Origin of the sequence: Peribacillus sp. B2I2, assembly GCF_041261685.1 — a bacterium.
Lineage (GTDB): Bacteria > Bacillota > Bacilli > Bacillales > DSM-1321 > Peribacillus.
On sequence record NZ_JBGCCB010000001.1, the window covers coordinates 3,127,347 to 3,143,280 of the forward strand.

Genomic DNA, 15,934 nt, shown 5'->3' on the forward strand with positions numbered 1-15,934 from the left:
GTGGACGTCAAGTAAATAAAAAATAACCCCGATCTTTCGGGGTTTTTTTTTCTCTATATTGTAAAAACACCATTTTCTGAAACCAAGCTGCCCCTTTAGTTCTGTAAGAAAATGAGCTGACGAGCAACTCCCTTATTGAAGTAAAGCATATTTTAGTTGAACAATATTATACTGTTTCTTTACTTTGTGTTTAAGTGTGGTTCGATGAAAAATAACCATAGAAATTAGTTACTGCTGTAATAGTAAGATTAATAGTTTTCTCTGTTTTTGTGCTTTAACGGAGTTATTGAATTACTTTGGAATGGATTCCTTAACCATCCAACAAAACTAGTGAGAATTTCCAAGGTAACCTCTGTGTAACCCTTATTTATTTCCCAAATACACAAAGTAATAGTAATGTTACCAATCGATTCGTTTTCCATCTCTAAAAAAGCCGCCATTAGGTCCTTCAGGTCCAATCGTCGCTAACCACAGGATAGACTCCGCAGCTTGCTTAGGAGTTCTTGGAGCCGATGGCCCACCCATATCTGAGCTTACCCATCCCGGATCGACCGCATTTATTTTGATATCATCATTCAATTCTGCGGCTATCAATTGTGTCAATCCATTTAAGGTAAATTTAGACATCTTATAAGCTCCTACTCCTGGATATGACATTTCGCTCATCGCCCCATATTCTGAGGAAACATTAATAATTCTCCCATAGCCCTGTTTTTCCATGAGGGGAATGAAGGAACGGATCACATGGTAAACTCCAAAGAAATTTGTTGCCATTGTTTTCTCCAGAATGTAAGGGTCCATAGACACTAACTTTTTATTCTCATCCAAATATACACCAGCATTATTAATCAAAACGTCTAACCTTCCATACCGCTCATTTACTGTAATCGCAGCTTGACTGACGCTTTCTTGATTATCTACATCCAACGTCACAAACGAAACCTCCAGATTTAACTCCTTAAGTTTTAGTGCACCTTCATGACCCATTTCTGGATCCCGACTTGCCAAAATGACCTTAAAACCATTCAAAGCCAATTGTTTGACCAGTTCATACCCAATTCCTCGGTTCCCACCGGTAACAAGTGCAACTTTTATATCCTTTGACATTTTAAAACCTCCATTCTATGACTACTAATCTTGGGCTAGAGCAGATTTAGAAAGTTTTTCTGTAGGACTATACATATAGTTTCTTAGTAAAATAGTTACCAAACTTAGGATCAATGATAGGATTCCCACTAATACGACGTATTGTGTACCCATTTGTGATATAAATAACCCGCCTACAGCTGCACCCAATGTTGTTCCTACGTTACAGGATGATATAAATAACCCATTGGCGAAATCAGGCGCTTCGGGAGCTGAAGACACAATCAAATATTGATTAATATTTGCCATTATCCCTCCAGCCAATATTCCCCAAATTAAAGTTATTATTGCCATAGGTACGGTAAACTGTCCTGTGAAGAATAAAATGATGTAAACACCACCCAATAACAAAGGAAAAGATACTACAGACTTAATGGCATTATGAGTAAGTAACCTTCCTGCGATAATGTTTCCAATAATACTGGCTCCACCGAAGATGAATAACGTTAAACTTATAGTATTAGGGGACATATTCGTTACTGTTTTCAGATATTCAACAAAATAACTATAAACCCCAAATATAGCTGCGTTTAATAAAATGACAGTCACAATGGAAAGCCATATAATAGGTTTTTTTAATACGGAAAATTGTTTACCATAAGAAAGTCTTTCTTCAACAGGCATGGATGGTACGAAAATCAATGTAGCAATGAATACAATAAAATTAATTATAGCAAAAAATGCCATCGCCATTTCATACGAAACGGCACTTTCAATAAAACTTGCGATCGGTACGCCGGCTACCATACCAGCAGATACTCCTATAAATACTTTAGAAACAGCTTTTGGCGCTTCTTCTTTACTTACTGAGGAAGCAACTACTGTAAATGCCAAAGAACAATAAATTGGATGAAAAAAGGCTGGAATTATACGAGCAATTAATAGAATGGTAAAATTAGATGTAAATATGGATACAATGTTTCCCAAAACGAAAACTCCTAATACAAGTAACATGACCTTCTTACGATTTATCCCGGAAAACAATAACGGCATCGTTGGTCCAGATACAGCAATAGTAAGAGCAAAAAGACTCACCAGCCACCCTGCTTTTGATACACTGATATGAAAGTGATCAGCAATGGAAGGCAATAACCCAATAACCCCCATTTCAGTATTTATAATTCCGAAAACTCCTATGGTCAATATGAAAATCAGCAAGTTATTTCGTTTAGTCATAAAATGATCTCCTATCCTCAATAAAATGCCCCCAAAAAGCAATGGAGGCATTTTATTAAAATTTCTTCTCGAAGAATTCAAAGTTACTTCGTCTGAAAGCTTTTGCATCCTCATAAGTGAGGGAAGCCGAAAGGTCACGATAGGCATTGACCTGCTTTTGCTCTGCGACTTTCTGTTCCGCACTAGCGATGGCATCTGAACCACCAATCCAGCGAAACGGTGGTTCCTTCTGATCTGCGATGGTGATTAGAGCCTTTGAAGCGATTGTTACTTAAATTCTCGGTAAAGTATGCTTCCAATCCCCTGTCGAATGGAATCAAATCCGTCTTGTCGTACAAATCAACATGTCCTGCATGGAACGATGTACAGCTCTTTTGATATTGCCGCCAATTCGTAAGCATCTTCACTATGGCATCGTGAGTGAGCGTGCTCGCTCATGATGAACAAAGTATTACCAAGGTTGACTTGTTGGTCCAATTGTAAACTCATTAATGTTCGTATCCTCTGGCTGATCAATCGCGAATGCAACAACATTGGCAATTCGATCAGGTGAAATACCATATTGTTCATACAACGCAGTCATACCTTCTGAAATATTCTTATCAGTAATCGTATCCAACAATTCCGTATTGATCGCTGCTGGATAAATAGTTGCTGTGCGGATATTAGTACCTTCTTGGGCAGATTCCATACGCAAAACTTCCATTAAATCACGAACAGCCCACTTTGTTGCGCCATAAACCGCACCGCCTGGGTAAGCTTTAAGCCCAGCTACTGATGAAGTAGTAATGATATGTCCAGACTTTTGCGATGTAAATGTTGGCAATACTGCGGCGATACCATTCAATACACCTTTAATATTAACGTCAACCATACTGTTCCAGTCGTCAGTTTTTAATTCGGAAAGTGGTGAATTAGGCATTAGTCCAGCGTTCAAGAAGATTACATCGACACCACCAAAAGTGTCTTTAGCTAGTTGAACAAGCTGCTGACTATCATCTGGATTAACCACATCTGTAACGCGATAAGCCACTTGACCACCGTTCGATCTAATTTCTTCAACTAATTTTGCTAAACGCTCTTCACGTCTTGCACCAAGTACAACTTTTGCACCTTTTTCAGCTAACAGCTTAGCTGTGGCTTCCCCAATACCTGAACTTGCACCTGTAATTACAACCACTTTGTTTTCAATTGTCATTTCGTTTTTTCATCCTTTCATGTAAAATAAAAGTTACAATTGATGTTTTTACGACATCTGTCAATAATTTATAATATAACTATAAACAAAACAAGACATCACACTCGTTAATTTAACCGGATTTGTTGTTTAGGCAACAAATCAATAAAAATTGTCGATTATCTCAAGGAAGGTATGGTATTGATAACATGGCAAAAGTGGATAGAAGGATAGTTAGAACTCAAGGAGCAATTAAAAAAGCATTTCTTGAATTGATGTCAGAAAAAAATTTCGATAGTATTACCATTCAGGATATTGCTGACAGGGCAAATGTTAACCGTGCAACTGTTTATCTTCATTATTTAGATAAATTTGATCTGTTGGATAAGATCATGGAAGAACATATTACGAACATGAGTGACTTTTGTGAGTCGGAAACTGAACTGGATTGGATTGAATCGACTGTACACTGCATGGAGTATCTTGAAAATAATTATTTATTTTTTTCGACGATGTTGGCCAGTGAAGGAGCTCGGTATTTTCGTAGTCGGTTTGTTCTACATAATATCGAAGAGTTCAAAAAAGACGTGGATATAACAAAGGGCAAAAACCTTGGTCAAAGCGAAGATATAGTTGTCGAATTTGTTGCCAATGCTTACGTTGGTGTAGTGGAATGGTGGCTAAAAAATGGGATGCCTTATCCACCACAGGAAATGGCAGAAAAAGTAGGAAAACTTTTAGAAAGGAACTTATAATTATAGGGTCGTTGTTCATTTCAATACGAATTATAAAGGAATGTACTTAAACTAAAAGAGGCTTTAGTTAACCAACCAGAAGACTATGTAAAGCAATTAATGCATTTGTTAAAAATTTGAATAAATATAGTTAAGTTAAAGAAAATGTTTATCTAAATTTTGAACTGCACCCAGTTTTCCAAGATGCTTAGCCTTTATGCGATTGGAATCGAAAGATCCCCCCTCTTCATTCAAATCAGGGCTGGCATTACCAGATGAAACAATACTCACATGATTTGAAAAGACATAACATTATACAAAGTATGTCCCGCAAAGGAAATTGTTTAGACAATGCAGTCATAGAAAACTTCTTTGGCTTACTAAAATCTGAATTACTTTATTTACAGAAGTTCAACAGCATTGAGCATTTCAAACAAGAACTTTAAGATTATATCCATTACAATCACCGACGAATCAAAATGAAATTAAAAGGCATGAGCCCAGTAGATTACCGGGTTCATGCCCTCAAGGTTGCCTAATTAAATAAAGTATCTAACTTTTTGGGTTCACTTCAGTAAACTGATCCAGCCTTTTCTTATAACATACACGATTCAAAAAAGGTAAGAGCATGTTAGTGCTCTTACCTCCCTTAAATTTTTCCCCTGTTACTCTTCCTTGCTTGCTGCCATATTCATATTCGCTTCAACACTCTCCTGATTGATGGTGGATATTGGCAAATTCCGCTTTCCTGAGAAATTCTCAAGTAAGTCTTTGACATCAATGCCTGAAGATGCCTTTAATGATTCCTGCAATGTCGCCATTAAATTCGTTGCATACCCGGTCACTTTATTAGCCCCGCCATTCGCACCGCTTCCACCGGTATCCACTACAGTAATTTTGTCGATATTACTAAGCGGGCTTGCCACTTGTTTAGCATACTCCGGCAGCATTTTCAAAATCATGTCCATTACTGCCGCTTGCCCGAACTGTTCAAAAGCTTCAGCGATCTTCTGCTTCGCTTCTGCCTCTGCTACCCCTTTTAACCGGATGATTTCCGCTTCAGTGGTACCTTGTGCCCTTTGTGCGTCCGCTTTAGCAAGACCATCCATTCGAACACGTTCCGCCTCCGCTTTCGCCATGGCTTCAATTTTGTACTTATCGGCATCCGCTTCTGTAATCTGTTTCATCTTGTTAGCGGAGGCTGCCTGCTCTACCGCATAACGGTCGGCATCAGCCTTTTTCTTCACTTCTGAATCATATTGCTTTTCGCGACGAAGGATTTCTTTTTCCTCCAGCTCAATTTGCTTCTGACGTTCAATGATCCTGATTTGCATTTCCTGTTCTGTTACATCCTGTTTGGATCTGGCCGTTTCAAGATCGTAAGCTTGGTCAGCTCGTGCTTTGGCAATATCCTGCTCACGCCGGAATTCCGCAACCTTAAGCTTGTTGATTTTCTCGGCCTCGGCTATTTCAGTCGCCCTTTCTAGTTCGGCACGCTGGGCTTCCTTCGAAGCTTCGGCTCGCTTGATTCGCGTTTCTTTCTCTGCATCGGCGGTTGCTATATCGGCATCCCTTTTCACTTGCGCAATCCTTGGCTTACCAAGCGATTCAAGATATCCGTTCTTATCCCGGACATCTTTAATGGTGAATGATACGATTATGAGTCCCATCTTAGCTAAATCCTGTGAAGCTACCCTTTGTACTTCCTGGGAAAACTTTTCACGATTTTTATAAATTTCCTCGACTGTCATCGAACCAAGGATGGAACGAAGATGTCCCTCTAAGACTTCCCGTGCTTCCTGCTCACGGTCATCTTTTGATTTACCAAGGAATTGTTCTGCCGCTGTGGCGATATCGGTGATCGAACTGCCAATCTTGATTATCGACACACCATCGGCCATGACAGGAACACCCTGTTCTGTATATACTTCAGGAGTCGAGACCTCTAGTTTGCTTGACAGCAAGCTCAATGGTTCCGCTTGCTGGAACACCGGCAGTACGAAAGCACCTCCGCCGCGGACGATTTTAATTTTATTTCCTGATTCATCGATGTGAACATTTTTGCTGCCTAAGTAGCTTCCGGTCACAATCAATGCTTCATCAGGACCAGCCGTTCGGTATTTCGTAACAAAGACAGCGATAAGTGCGATAAGTAAAAATGCAACAATGGCGACAACAACCCAAATCAAATTAAACATAATTTTCCTCCTACCCTTTTTTAATCCTGATGGGGCAAAACATAGACAACCCCATTTTTAACTTCAATGATCAAGACCTTTGTATCAGAAACAATTCCTTCATTCTTATAACTCGCCGCAGTTTTCGCAATGCTGCCACTGATGCTTTCAATAAGGACTTCACCAAACCCGTCAACCGGGATTGATGTCAGAACCCTACCAACCCTCCCTCTCAGGTCATTCTCATGGAATGTTAAACTTTCTTCCGCTGATGAGATGGGAATCAAAACAAATACATTCAGTAAAGTGACGATGGTAAATGAAATGAGCAGGGAAATGCCTGCACTCAATCCAGCATTAAGTCCTGAAAGCGATTCAAGCAAAAACCCACTCGCAAAAAACACGGTCAAAAAGCTAAAAATGAGAGTTGGATTAAATATATCCGGTAATTCAAGGCCGGAAAAAATATCATTAAACAAGATAAATACGAATGTTAGCCCTCCGAATATAATTAATCCATATAAATAGACTGTTTCTAATGGAACCCCAAATAACTCCATCTCTTTCATCCTTTAAATTCGATTTTTCCTAGCCGCTTACTACTTTAAGGACCTAGGATAAGCGTTTTACCAACATTGATAATATATGGTTATAATCCCCTCCATTTACTCTACTTACCATTCATACGAATGACACATTCAAAAAGTTTCATCTTTTTACCAACTTTGAAACTGACATCCATTTTTCTTTCTTTTTTTACAAATCTGGTCATATTAAGACCAATATTAAAATAAAATTCATAATATTTATTGACAGTGTTTACTTAACATATTAGAATTCTTTATATGTTAACTCGTTTGATAACCAGGTTTACATTAGGAGGAAACACGATGAAGGAACGTCATGAGAAGTTAAGGATGATGATGGTTACAGCTTTATTTGCAGCACTTATAGGAATACTAGCCCAAATTACAATTCCACTGCCCTTGGTACCGATTACAGGACAGACTTTAGCTGTTGGATTGGCAGCTACGATACTGGGTTCACGTTATGGAACCTCTTCCGTTTTATTATACTTGTTCATAGGAGCTGCCGGAGTACCAGTATTCGCTGAAATGTCTGGAGGACTTGCTAAGATATTCGGTCCGACTGGCGGTTATTTATTATCCTATATCCCGACAGTATATATAACCGGTCTGATATTGGAAAAAACGCGGTTCTCAGTTGCAATGGCTTTCATTGCAAATATTATCGGGATGATACTTACTTTGATTATCGGTACAGTTTGGTTAAAATATATGAGCTCATTATCATGGACAGTGGCATTTGCCAGCGGTTTTGCTCCATTTATAATCGTAGGCGTTTTAAAGGCATTTCTTGCATCTTGGCTTGGCATTACTATCCGTTCAAGGTTAGCATCGGCTAATATGCTGCCAAAGAAAAGTGCAACACTTTCCCAATGATGGGTAAATGAAAGAGAGGGTACTGCTTGTGGTACCCTCTCTTTCGTCTATTCACTTTTTCCTCATAATTCAATTTCCCGAACACTTGCACACACAAAAAAAAGACTCTTAAAAAAGAATCTTTTTTGCAAGTATTTATTGCGGTCCTATCCCCATAAGTCCGAATATGAATAGCAAATGTATATTATCCCCTTTGCTAACCGTAATCATTTTACTATAGTAACAGTAATTTGACAACTATTGAGGACACACATGAATATGCCACCATTTAATTCCTTAATAAAGAATATAGTAACATGATTCAGTTACTTATTATTCACTTTATATTCTTTTTTCGTACCGTCATCGAAAACGACCTCTAAATCGAACTCTTGATAGTCATCCTTCAAATCAAAAGCTTTTGTCACTTCTTGAATGACTTCTTCCTCTGTTGAATCTTTGGTGAATGTCAACTTTTCTAAAATCGGTGTTAATTCTTTCATTGCTTCATCACCATAAACTTCATGTTTGTTTAGCTTGTCCTCGATCGAAGCTTCTGTTTGAGCTCCCATCGTATCATATTCGGCTTCGTATTCGTTATCATTGCCCTTATAATCCACTTCTAATTGAAAATCCTTATAAGTGAAAGGCAGTTTTTCATTATTTTCAGTTCCTGTTTCAGGATTTGTTTCCGCTTGATTTTCATTTTCCTGAACCGGCGGGTTTTTCACTTCATCGTTTTCTTCCCCGCAGCCAGCCAAAACAAGCATCGCGGCAAACGGTACTGATAATAATTTGATTGATTTTTTCATTGATCTTTCCTCCTTCGTAGTTTGTATACCCTATTTATTTCCTAAAAGGGGTCATTTAAAACTTCAAGAAACATTCAGATATCATAAGATCGACCAAATTAAAGAATCGTTAAATTTGATCATAGTGGAAGGATATAAAACAATACAGCAAAAAAGTGAGTGACAGAACCCCCAAGCACGAATACATGCCAAACGGCGTGATGAAACGGAAAAGCGCGCCAAACATAAAAGATAGCTCCAAACGTATAAAGCAAGCCCCCTGCAATCAGTAAATGGATACCAGCTGTGGGCATGGTTGCCGAGAGCGGGCCCCATACGATAACGATCATCCACCCCATCGCAATATAGAGGATCGTCGAAAGGAATAGGAACTTTTTCACATAGAAAGCTTTGAAGACGACGCCAATGATTGCAACTCCCCAAATAATTGCTAGGAGTGTCCAGCCTAGTGAACCTTGAATCACCAGGAGCATGATGGGCGTGTATGTTCCTGCAATGAATATATATATGGCTGAATGATCAAAGATTTCAAATATATCCTTCGTTTTTCCTTCTGGAAAACTATGCACTAAAGTGGATGAAACATATAAAAGAAGCATGGAAACGCCATAAATGACTGAAATGACTACATGCCAAGGCGAACCTTTTTGGACTGAGAAGATTATTAAAAACACAAGAGCGGCGATACTCAACAAAACACCGACACCGTGGGTTATCGCATTGACCACTTCTTCTTTTTTTGTATAAACATGTGTATTAGCCATGTTACAGCTCCTTAAGATAAAAAACTTTTAGAATTAACCTAAATTATACATCAAATCTTCAAAGCAATATAGAAAAGTGAATATAAACTTGATTATCATCCACCAATTAGATTATTATCTAATTAGATAGTGGTCTAACTAGGAGGGATAATAATGCAATTAGAAAAATTGGTCGCTTTCCACAAAACGATTGGTGATGTGACCAGGATCAGGATTATATCCATTCTGGCAAACGGTCCAAAACACGGACAGGCACTTGCAGGAATATTAAAATTGACAGCACCGACCATTTCACACCATTTAACGAAATTGAAGGACATTAATTTAGTGAAGGATCGAAGGGAGAAAAATACGGTATATTATTTTTTGAATGAAGATGTCCTGGATCATTATTCTTCAGCATTACCTAAAATGGTTTCAAATAAGGGGGAATCCATTAAAATGGAAAATCAAAAAATGATTATGGAGCACAAAAAGATCCTTGCAAACTTCTTGACACAAAATGGCCGATTGAAAACCATACCAGCACAGAGAAAAAAGAAACTGATCGTTCTTCATCATATTGCCGGACTTTTGGAAAAAGGGCGAAAATATCCAGAAAAAGAACTGAATGAATTCATCCAGTCATTCCATGATGATTATGCAACGATTAGACGTGAACTGATTATCGGAAGCATCATGTACCGAGAAAACAGTATTTATGAACTGAATCCCCGTGAGATGTGGGATGATATCGTTTAAGGGAAAGTTTATACATAAAAAACCGGCATCCCTTAGTTGGTGAGCCGGTTCTATTCATGTCGTTTATATGGCAAAATGGTGGCCGCCGATGATTTTGATTACGTCCAATTGTTTCATCCATTCGCTGTCCGAAATACTAGGATTCCAAAAATATAAGGCATCATTTGTGTAGCCATGAATCGCCAAAGCTTCATTGACAGCTTTTTTGGCATCTTTTCCGGCTGCTTTGTTTATACTGCCATCACCAACGGGCGAAAATTGATTTTTTTGATATATCACTTCCCGGACCGTATCAGGGAATTCATTGCTATCAAGGCGATTCAAAACGACTCCTGCCACCTCGACCTTCCCTCTGTAGGGCTCCCCTTTGGCTTCTGCATGCACAAGCCTTGCTAATAATTCTTTATCTTTTTCATTCATTACATGTGGAATAATCAATGTTTTACCAGGCTCGGCAACATTATTTACATTATTATTGACTTCTTTTAACTTTTTGATTGGGACACCATACTGCTTCGCAACATCCCATATCGATTCACCTTGTTTAATGACATGTTTGGTTGCTCCATCAGAAGCTAGACTGGTCGTTCCCTTAGGAAAAGCTATCCCAAGTACGATGACACTTAGAGTCATTATCACGGTTATTAATACTGATAATTTCATCCTGTAACCTCCTCGTTAAGCATCTTCCAAGGATAACAGACCATATAGGAGAAAACAGTGCTAAATTTTTTCCAAGGAAATAAAGGAAAAATTTTCACGGGTCAATTAACTTCGAAATTTTAAAGTTTCCCATTCTTCACGTAGTATTCCCATTCTGATTGAATCATAATAATGACCATCATAATAACGGCATTTTCTCATCCTGCCTTCAACTTGCATGCCTACCTTTTCTCCAACTGCCATCATACGTTCATTACCTGACCAAGTCGTCAGTCCGACCCGTTCAATCTCCAGATTTTCGAATAAATAGCCTATGAACATCATTATCGCTTCTGTTCCATAACCGCCATTCCAATACTTGGGATCAAAAATCGTAATCCCTATTTCCAGCCAACGTGATGGTTCATGTTCCCAGTAATATACAACAGAACCTATTATTTGATCGTTTTTTTCCATTAATAGTTCGGAATAAACCCCCATCTTTTCATCATAGGTTCGGTGCTTCGTTTCTTTATCGATATACGTATGGAAATCAATGAGTTCAAGGGGAAAATAGGGTGCATCCCACTTTTTCCATTCTGGATTGACTTCTCCATATTTCAGGCTCCATAAACGTTTTAAGTCTGCTTGTTTAATATTCCTCAATATTACTCTGCTTCCTTCAATCCAAACATCTTCCAATCCGCTTCCTCCCATTTTATCGTTGCTATACCTGCCATTTTTACCTATCGACACATAATTTAATAAAATATTGCCTTTCTCTAGGACCATCGAATTCACAAAAATACACTCCCTGCCAGGTACCAAGGATTAAGCTCCCTTTGTGGATGATCACCTGTTGTGAAGAACCAACCGTACTTGATTTTAAATGGGCAGCAGTATTTCCTTCCATATGTAAATCCAATGTATGATTCCATGGGTATTGCTCATCCAATCTTCTAAGCATATCTTTTTTTACATCGGGATCTGCATTTTCATTAATCGTTATCCCTGCAGTCGTGTGTGGACAATAAATAAGGGCTATGCCCTCTTGAATCCCATTCTCCATGATGAATGCCTGTACTTCAGTCGTAACATCAATCATATCATCCCTTTTTGTCGTTTTTAAGGTGTTTTTCTTCAGCATGCATATTCACTCCTTTTTTTAGTTTTTATATGCGTTTACCCATAAACATAAAAATTCATGCTTTAATAAACCAGTCAATATTAAGATTAGCAAAACTTATCGACCGTAAAAAAAAGATAAAGCCACCCTTATTAATTTTTTGTTTTAATATTGGATCTATAAGGAATGAGGGGGTATTTTAAATCACCATTTCCAATTAGCCTCTCCTAAAAATAACATGGACCCATTGAGGAAGTTTTTCACTAAGATTCTAATGTTAAAATAGAAACCTGCAGCCTTAAAATGTATGGGGAGTATGGTTTGAATCCGGATCGATCAATTGAGGTAACATTCATCCCTGCGCGAAAAAGCCCATCCAGTGCTTGAAGTTGAAAATCTTTTAGGCTTCAAACCACATTTAATAAATAATCATTTATCTTTTAGATAGACGCAAGGTTTCCTGAAGCGAACCGCTTTTATGTATCCACCCTTTCTGCAACTGGATTGAAGTTTTGGATTGGATATAAGATAAGCGGATCCGATGTAATTGGACGCGCTTTCAGACTGTAGACAAACTCGTTAATAATTGAGTTTGTCTACAGTTTTTTTGGTTCTTAAAATTTGACCGTTGATTCCCTCTTCAGGCACTCGCTTTCCGCAAGAGTCTCGTACCTTCCGTTCCAATCACCTTTGTTTTAACAGTTAGATAGAACTCTTTTGCCTACAGTCTTTTTTGTTTTAGGCTATGTTAATTTTTATTGTGATTGAAAAAACTATTTTTCATTGAACTAACATCTAATCAAATAAAATGAATTTTATCCTCTTGTGTACGCTGCCTATATTTCATTAGTTCTCACCCAATTCTAACTCCATTATGGTCGTGCCATCCGTGGTTAATCGAAACAGACCGAACATAACTGGATTAGCTTGCACCAATCCTTCACGCATTAAACCTTTAAGCGACTGATTTACACAGGATAGATTTCCCCATTCTTTCGGAAGACGACCAGCAATTTGAATCGGTGTCTGCCATTCAGTGGTTAATGATAGCAACAAGGTGCGTTGTTTTGGGGTCAAGTTCATACTTTCTTCCTCCCTGTTTTTTTAGCTCAACATTACTATATTGTACGTTCTTAATGACTGTAAGTTTCGTTAATTGGTAACAAACAGATATCTACAATCATTTTACTTATAGATACATTATCACTACGATGTTTCACTATATCTATAAATTGAAACCAACTCAAATAATTGTCGGGGTATTTTGTAGCGACACCATTGAATCGTTGCATCCAGCATTTTAAACGGCTGTAGTAGTTATTCACGTTCTGGATTTGGTACAGTCTTTTAACACGTTCTGTACCATCTGATATAAAGTGGTAATGTTCCAATCTTTCGCTTTTTGCATACGAAGAAAAAGCCCTTCAAGCATCTGTGCAGAGCCTATTGTCTGATATCATTTTAGAGTCGATAGCTTTGTCTAATTGGGTTTTCACAATATGCCCTCTACCAAGAACACGTGAATAAGTAGTTATTTGACGGTGTCTGGCAATTAAAACACAAACTTGTTCGTGACTAATACCACGAAATTTTGAAGAACCGCCACGTTTTTTCGGGAAAAATTATGAGCGATGCCTTAAAGATACTGACCTGTTTGAACAGATTTTCTATCGCGTCTGCATGTAATTGTTGATTCCACACATGTGAAAGCCAGTGCGAATAAGCGAAATTTGAAAAAAAAAGCGTTCGTAAAGTTAACACGGGCCTATCAAGGACGCCTTCAAGAAGAAATAAATCAAGATCGTGAAAATGTGGGAATAAGCCCTTTCCACCAGATAAGTATATCAAGGAAGAAAACAAGGAGATTAAAGAAAGTTCAACTGATCCTGAGAGTAGCTACTATGTGCAAGAGAACAAAAACAGTTTGCCTATTCGTTTCACGCGACAGCAGAAAATACGCATGATAGTCATCTTAGATCCTATATTTATAACTGCTTCCATCCAATAAAATTCAAAAAGGTTCCGGAAAATGCCATTCCGAAACCTTTTTGTCTACAAACAGAATGCGGATCCAATGTAATGGGAACCGCATTCTGTATTTTTTATATCCGTTTCTTTTTCCAGAACCCCAATATTAATGCGGTAATGAGCGACCCTATTAAAATGGCCAGTAAATAGCGAAAAGGATGGTTGACAAGGGGGATGACAAAAATCCCTCCATGCGGTGCTGGCAGAGTTACACTAAAAGCCATTGACAGGGCTCCTGCTGTCGCTGCCCCTACAACACTGCTGACGATAACGCGTAATGGATCCGCCGCCGCAAAAGGAATGGCTCCCTCTGTAATGAATGAAGCACCCATGAAGTAATTAGTGAACCCTGATTTTCTTTCCATTTCACTGAATTTACTTTTAAAGAATGTAGTTGCAAATGCGATTCCCAAAGGAGGAACCATTCCACCAGCCATTACTGCAGCATGCGGTCCGAAACTTGATGCCTCAATGGCTGCAATCCCGAAGGTGAATGCTGCCTTATTTAGAGGTCCGCCCATATCCACAGCCATCATACCACCAAGGATCAATCCAAGGAATATTGCGTTCGTGCCTGATAACCCCTGCAGCCAATTGGTCAGGCCCATGTTTATTGCGGTTACTGGTTCATTTACTAGAAATATCATGATCAATCCTGTAATTAACATACCGAATACAGGATATAGTAAAACTGGTTTAATGCCATCGAGTGTGTGCGGTAACTTGGAAAACAACTTTCTTAAAAGTAAGACGACATAACCTGCAAGGAAACCGGCGATTAGTCCGCCAAGAAAACCGGCATTGGCCTGTGCTGCCAATAATCCCCCTACCATACCAGGGGCAAAACCTGGACGGTCGGCTATACTTGAAGCAATGAATCCGGCAAGGACAGGGACAAGCAAGAAGAAGGCACCACTAGTTCCCCCGCCAATATCACTTAATGCTTTGGCAATGGGATTATAATCCGGATTTGCCGGATCGGCTGCCTCGATCCCAAAAAAGAACGAAAGCGCAATCAATATTCCGCCACCGACGACAAATGGAAGCATATTACTTACGCCATTCATCAAGTGCTTGTAAATCCCAAGTCCTCCTTTTGATGAATCACCTTCGTCACTTTTATCATTTCCTGTTGCTTTGTATACAGGTGCATCCTGACTCAAGGCTCTGTTTAACAGTTCCTCCGTCTTCCGGATGCCATGGGCAACTGGGACAATAATGACATGTTTTCCATTAAAACGATCCATCTCCACCTGTTTATCCGCAGCAACGATAATCGCATCCGCCTCATCAATTTCTGCCGCGGTTAAACCATTTTTTATTCCTGTTGAACCATTTGTTTCCACTTTGAAATCGATTCCCATTTCCTTTGCTTTAGCCTTTAACGCATCAGCCGCCATATAAGTATGGGCAATTCCTGTAGGACAAGCTGTAACGGCTAGGATTTTCCCTTTACTGTTACCAATGGAAGCATTATTTGATTGCTGCTCTTCTCTTTCTTCTTCATCGGCTTCCATTTCTTTTTGATTGATTATATCTAAAACTTCTTCACCAGATGAAGCTGAAATCAGTCGGGCTCTGAATTTATCATCCATCAGTAATGAAGAAAGCCGGGAAAGGGTTTCCAAGTGATCCGCATTCGCTCCTTCACTTGCTGCAATCATAAAGAACAGATGAGCTGGCTGCCCATCCAGCGATTCATAATCCACACCATTAACCGATTTGCCGAAACAGATGGCTGGTATCTTCACAGCATTTGTTTTAGCGTGTGGGATGGCTATCCCTTCACCAATCCCTGTTGTGCTTTGTTCTTCACGTTTTAAGATGGCAGCTTTGAAACCCTCCACATCGTTTAACCTGTCAGCCTCGGCTAACTTCCCTGACAGTTCATCAATGACTGCTTGCTTTGTAACACTTTCTAGATTAATTATGATTGTATCCAATTTTAATAAATCTGTAATTTTCATAG

16 protein-coding genes and 3 pseudogenes are annotated in these 15,934 nt (G+C 38.9%); 5 read left to right on the forward strand and 14 right to left on the reverse strand.

All coding sequences use genetic code 11. From position 1 onward, the window contains the following. Positions 1 to 399 precede the first annotated feature (399 nt). The 4 genes from ABIE66_RS15395 to ABIE66_RS15410 form a co-directional block, all read right to left on the reverse strand. A complete protein-coding gene (locus tag ABIE66_RS15395) occupies positions 400 to 1,107 on the reverse strand; it encodes an SDR family oxidoreductase (protein ID WP_370015342.1) in 708 nt (235 codons plus the stop codon). A 24-nt stretch (positions 1,108 to 1,131) separates the two neighbouring features. Then, positions 1,132 to 2,322 carry an MFS transporter gene (locus ABIE66_RS15400; protein WP_370015344.1) on the reverse strand — a complete coding sequence of 397 codons (1,191 nt, stop codon included), beginning with the start codon at positions 2,320 to 2,322 and terminating at the stop codon, positions 1,132 to 1,134. A gap of 182 nt (positions 2,323 to 2,504) precedes the next feature. Then, positions 2,505 to 2,723, reverse strand: coding sequence for a hypothetical protein (locus ABIE66_RS15405; RefSeq protein WP_370015346.1), 219 nt, complete (start codon positions 2,721 to 2,723; stop codon positions 2,505 to 2,507). Positions 2,724 to 2,773: 50 nt separating this feature from the next. Next, positions 2,774 to 3,520: an SDR family oxidoreductase gene (locus ABIE66_RS15410; RefSeq protein ID WP_370015347.1), complete on the reverse strand. Its 747-nt coding sequence runs from the start codon at positions 3,518 to 3,520 to the stop codon at positions 2,774 to 2,776. Between the two features lie 188 nt (positions 3,521 to 3,708). Here ABIE66_RS15410 and ABIE66_RS15415 point away from each other — a divergent pair, with 188 nt between their 5' ends. After that, positions 3,709 to 4,254, forward strand: coding sequence for a TetR/AcrR family transcriptional regulator (locus ABIE66_RS15415; RefSeq protein ID WP_289325358.1), 546 nt, complete (start codon positions 3,709 to 3,711; stop codon positions 4,252 to 4,254). 224 nt (positions 4,255 to 4,478) lie between these two features. Continuing rightward, positions 4,479 to 4,772, forward strand: a pseudogene (locus tag ABIE66_RS15420) (IS3 family transposase); the annotation flags it as partial. Between the two features lie 126 nt (positions 4,773 to 4,898). Here the strand turns inward: ABIE66_RS15420 and ABIE66_RS15425 are convergent. Continuing rightward, positions 4,899 to 6,431, reverse strand: coding sequence for a flotillin lipid rafts scaffold protein FloT (locus tag ABIE66_RS15425; protein WP_289325359.1), 1,533 nt, complete (start codon positions 6,429 to 6,431; stop codon positions 4,899 to 4,901). Between the two features lie 20 nt (positions 6,432 to 6,451). Then, positions 6,452 to 6,970 (reverse strand): NfeD family membrane protein, encoded by a 519-nt coding sequence (locus ABIE66_RS15430; protein ID WP_370015349.1) that lies wholly within the window; start codon positions 6,968 to 6,970, stop codon positions 6,452 to 6,454. Between the two features lie 330 nt (positions 6,971 to 7,300). Here ABIE66_RS15430 and ABIE66_RS15435 point away from each other — a divergent pair, with 330 nt between their 5' ends. After that, complete coding sequence (locus tag ABIE66_RS15435) at positions 7,301 to 7,873, forward strand: biotin transporter BioY (protein ID WP_370015351.1); 573 nt, start codon at positions 7,301 to 7,303, stop codon at positions 7,871 to 7,873. Between the two features lie 305 nt (positions 7,874 to 8,178). On the opposite strand, the gene ABIE66_RS15440 is transcribed toward ABIE66_RS15435, so the two are convergent. Continuing rightward, a complete protein-coding gene (locus ABIE66_RS15440; RefSeq protein ID WP_370015353.1) occupies positions 8,179 to 8,664 on the reverse strand; it encodes a YusW family protein in 486 nt (161 codons plus the stop codon). Between the two features lie 119 nt (positions 8,665 to 8,783). Further along, positions 8,784 to 9,428, reverse strand: a complete 645-nt coding sequence (gene trhA / locus ABIE66_RS15445; RefSeq protein WP_289325362.1) for a PAQR family membrane homeostasis protein TrhA — start codon at positions 9,426 to 9,428, stop codon at positions 8,784 to 8,786. A 153-nt stretch (positions 9,429 to 9,581) separates the two neighbouring features. Between trhA and ABIE66_RS15450 the strand changes: the two genes are divergently transcribed. Beyond that, complete coding sequence (locus tag ABIE66_RS15450; RefSeq protein WP_370015354.1) at positions 9,582 to 10,169, forward strand: DUF2087 domain-containing protein; 588 nt, start codon at positions 9,582 to 9,584, stop codon at positions 10,167 to 10,169. A 63-nt stretch (positions 10,170 to 10,232) separates the two neighbouring features. Here the strand turns inward: ABIE66_RS15450 and ABIE66_RS15455 are convergent, their stop codons facing one another. The 5 genes and pseudogenes from ABIE66_RS15455 to ABIE66_RS15475 all read right to left on the reverse strand — a co-directional run. After that, the gene (locus ABIE66_RS15455) at positions 10,233 to 10,832 is read right to left on the reverse strand and encodes a cell wall hydrolase (RefSeq protein WP_289325364.1); all 600 of its coding nucleotides are present in this window, start codon (positions 10,830 to 10,832) and stop codon (positions 10,233 to 10,235) included. Positions 10,833 to 10,937: 105 nt separating this feature from the next. Beyond that, the gene (locus tag ABIE66_RS15460) at positions 10,938 to 11,513 is read right to left on the reverse strand and encodes a GNAT family N-acetyltransferase (protein WP_370017057.1); all 576 of its coding nucleotides are present in this window, start codon (positions 11,511 to 11,513) and stop codon (positions 10,938 to 10,940) included. A 40-nt stretch (positions 11,514 to 11,553) separates the two neighbouring features. Then, positions 11,554 to 11,958: a secondary thiamine-phosphate synthase enzyme YjbQ gene (locus tag ABIE66_RS15465; protein ID WP_289316099.1), complete on the reverse strand. Its 405-nt coding sequence runs from the start codon at positions 11,956 to 11,958 to the stop codon at positions 11,554 to 11,556. Positions 11,959 to 12,783: 825 nt separating this feature from the next. After that, complete coding sequence (locus ABIE66_RS15470; protein WP_370015355.1) at positions 12,784 to 13,020, reverse strand: hypothetical protein; 237 nt, start codon at positions 13,018 to 13,020, stop codon at positions 12,784 to 12,786. Positions 13,021 to 13,041: 21 nt separating this feature from the next. Next, positions 13,042 to 13,553 (reverse strand): annotated as a pseudogene (locus ABIE66_RS15475) (IS1595 family transposase); the annotation flags it as partial. Between ABIE66_RS15475 and ABIE66_RS15480 the strand changes: the two are divergent. Then, positions 13,534 to 13,911, forward strand: a pseudogene (locus ABIE66_RS15480) (IS5/IS1182 family transposase); the annotation flags it as partial. The pseudogenes ABIE66_RS15475 and ABIE66_RS15480 sit on opposite strands and share 20 nt — an antisense overlap. A 128-nt stretch (positions 13,912 to 14,039) precedes the next feature. Here the strand turns inward: ABIE66_RS15480 and ABIE66_RS15485 are convergent. Beyond that, positions 14,040 to 15,932: a PTS fructose transporter subunit IIABC gene (locus ABIE66_RS15485; protein ID WP_370015356.1), complete on the reverse strand. Its 1,893-nt coding sequence runs from the start codon at positions 15,930 to 15,932 to the stop codon at positions 14,040 to 14,042. Positions 15,933 to 15,934 lie beyond the last annotated feature (2 nt).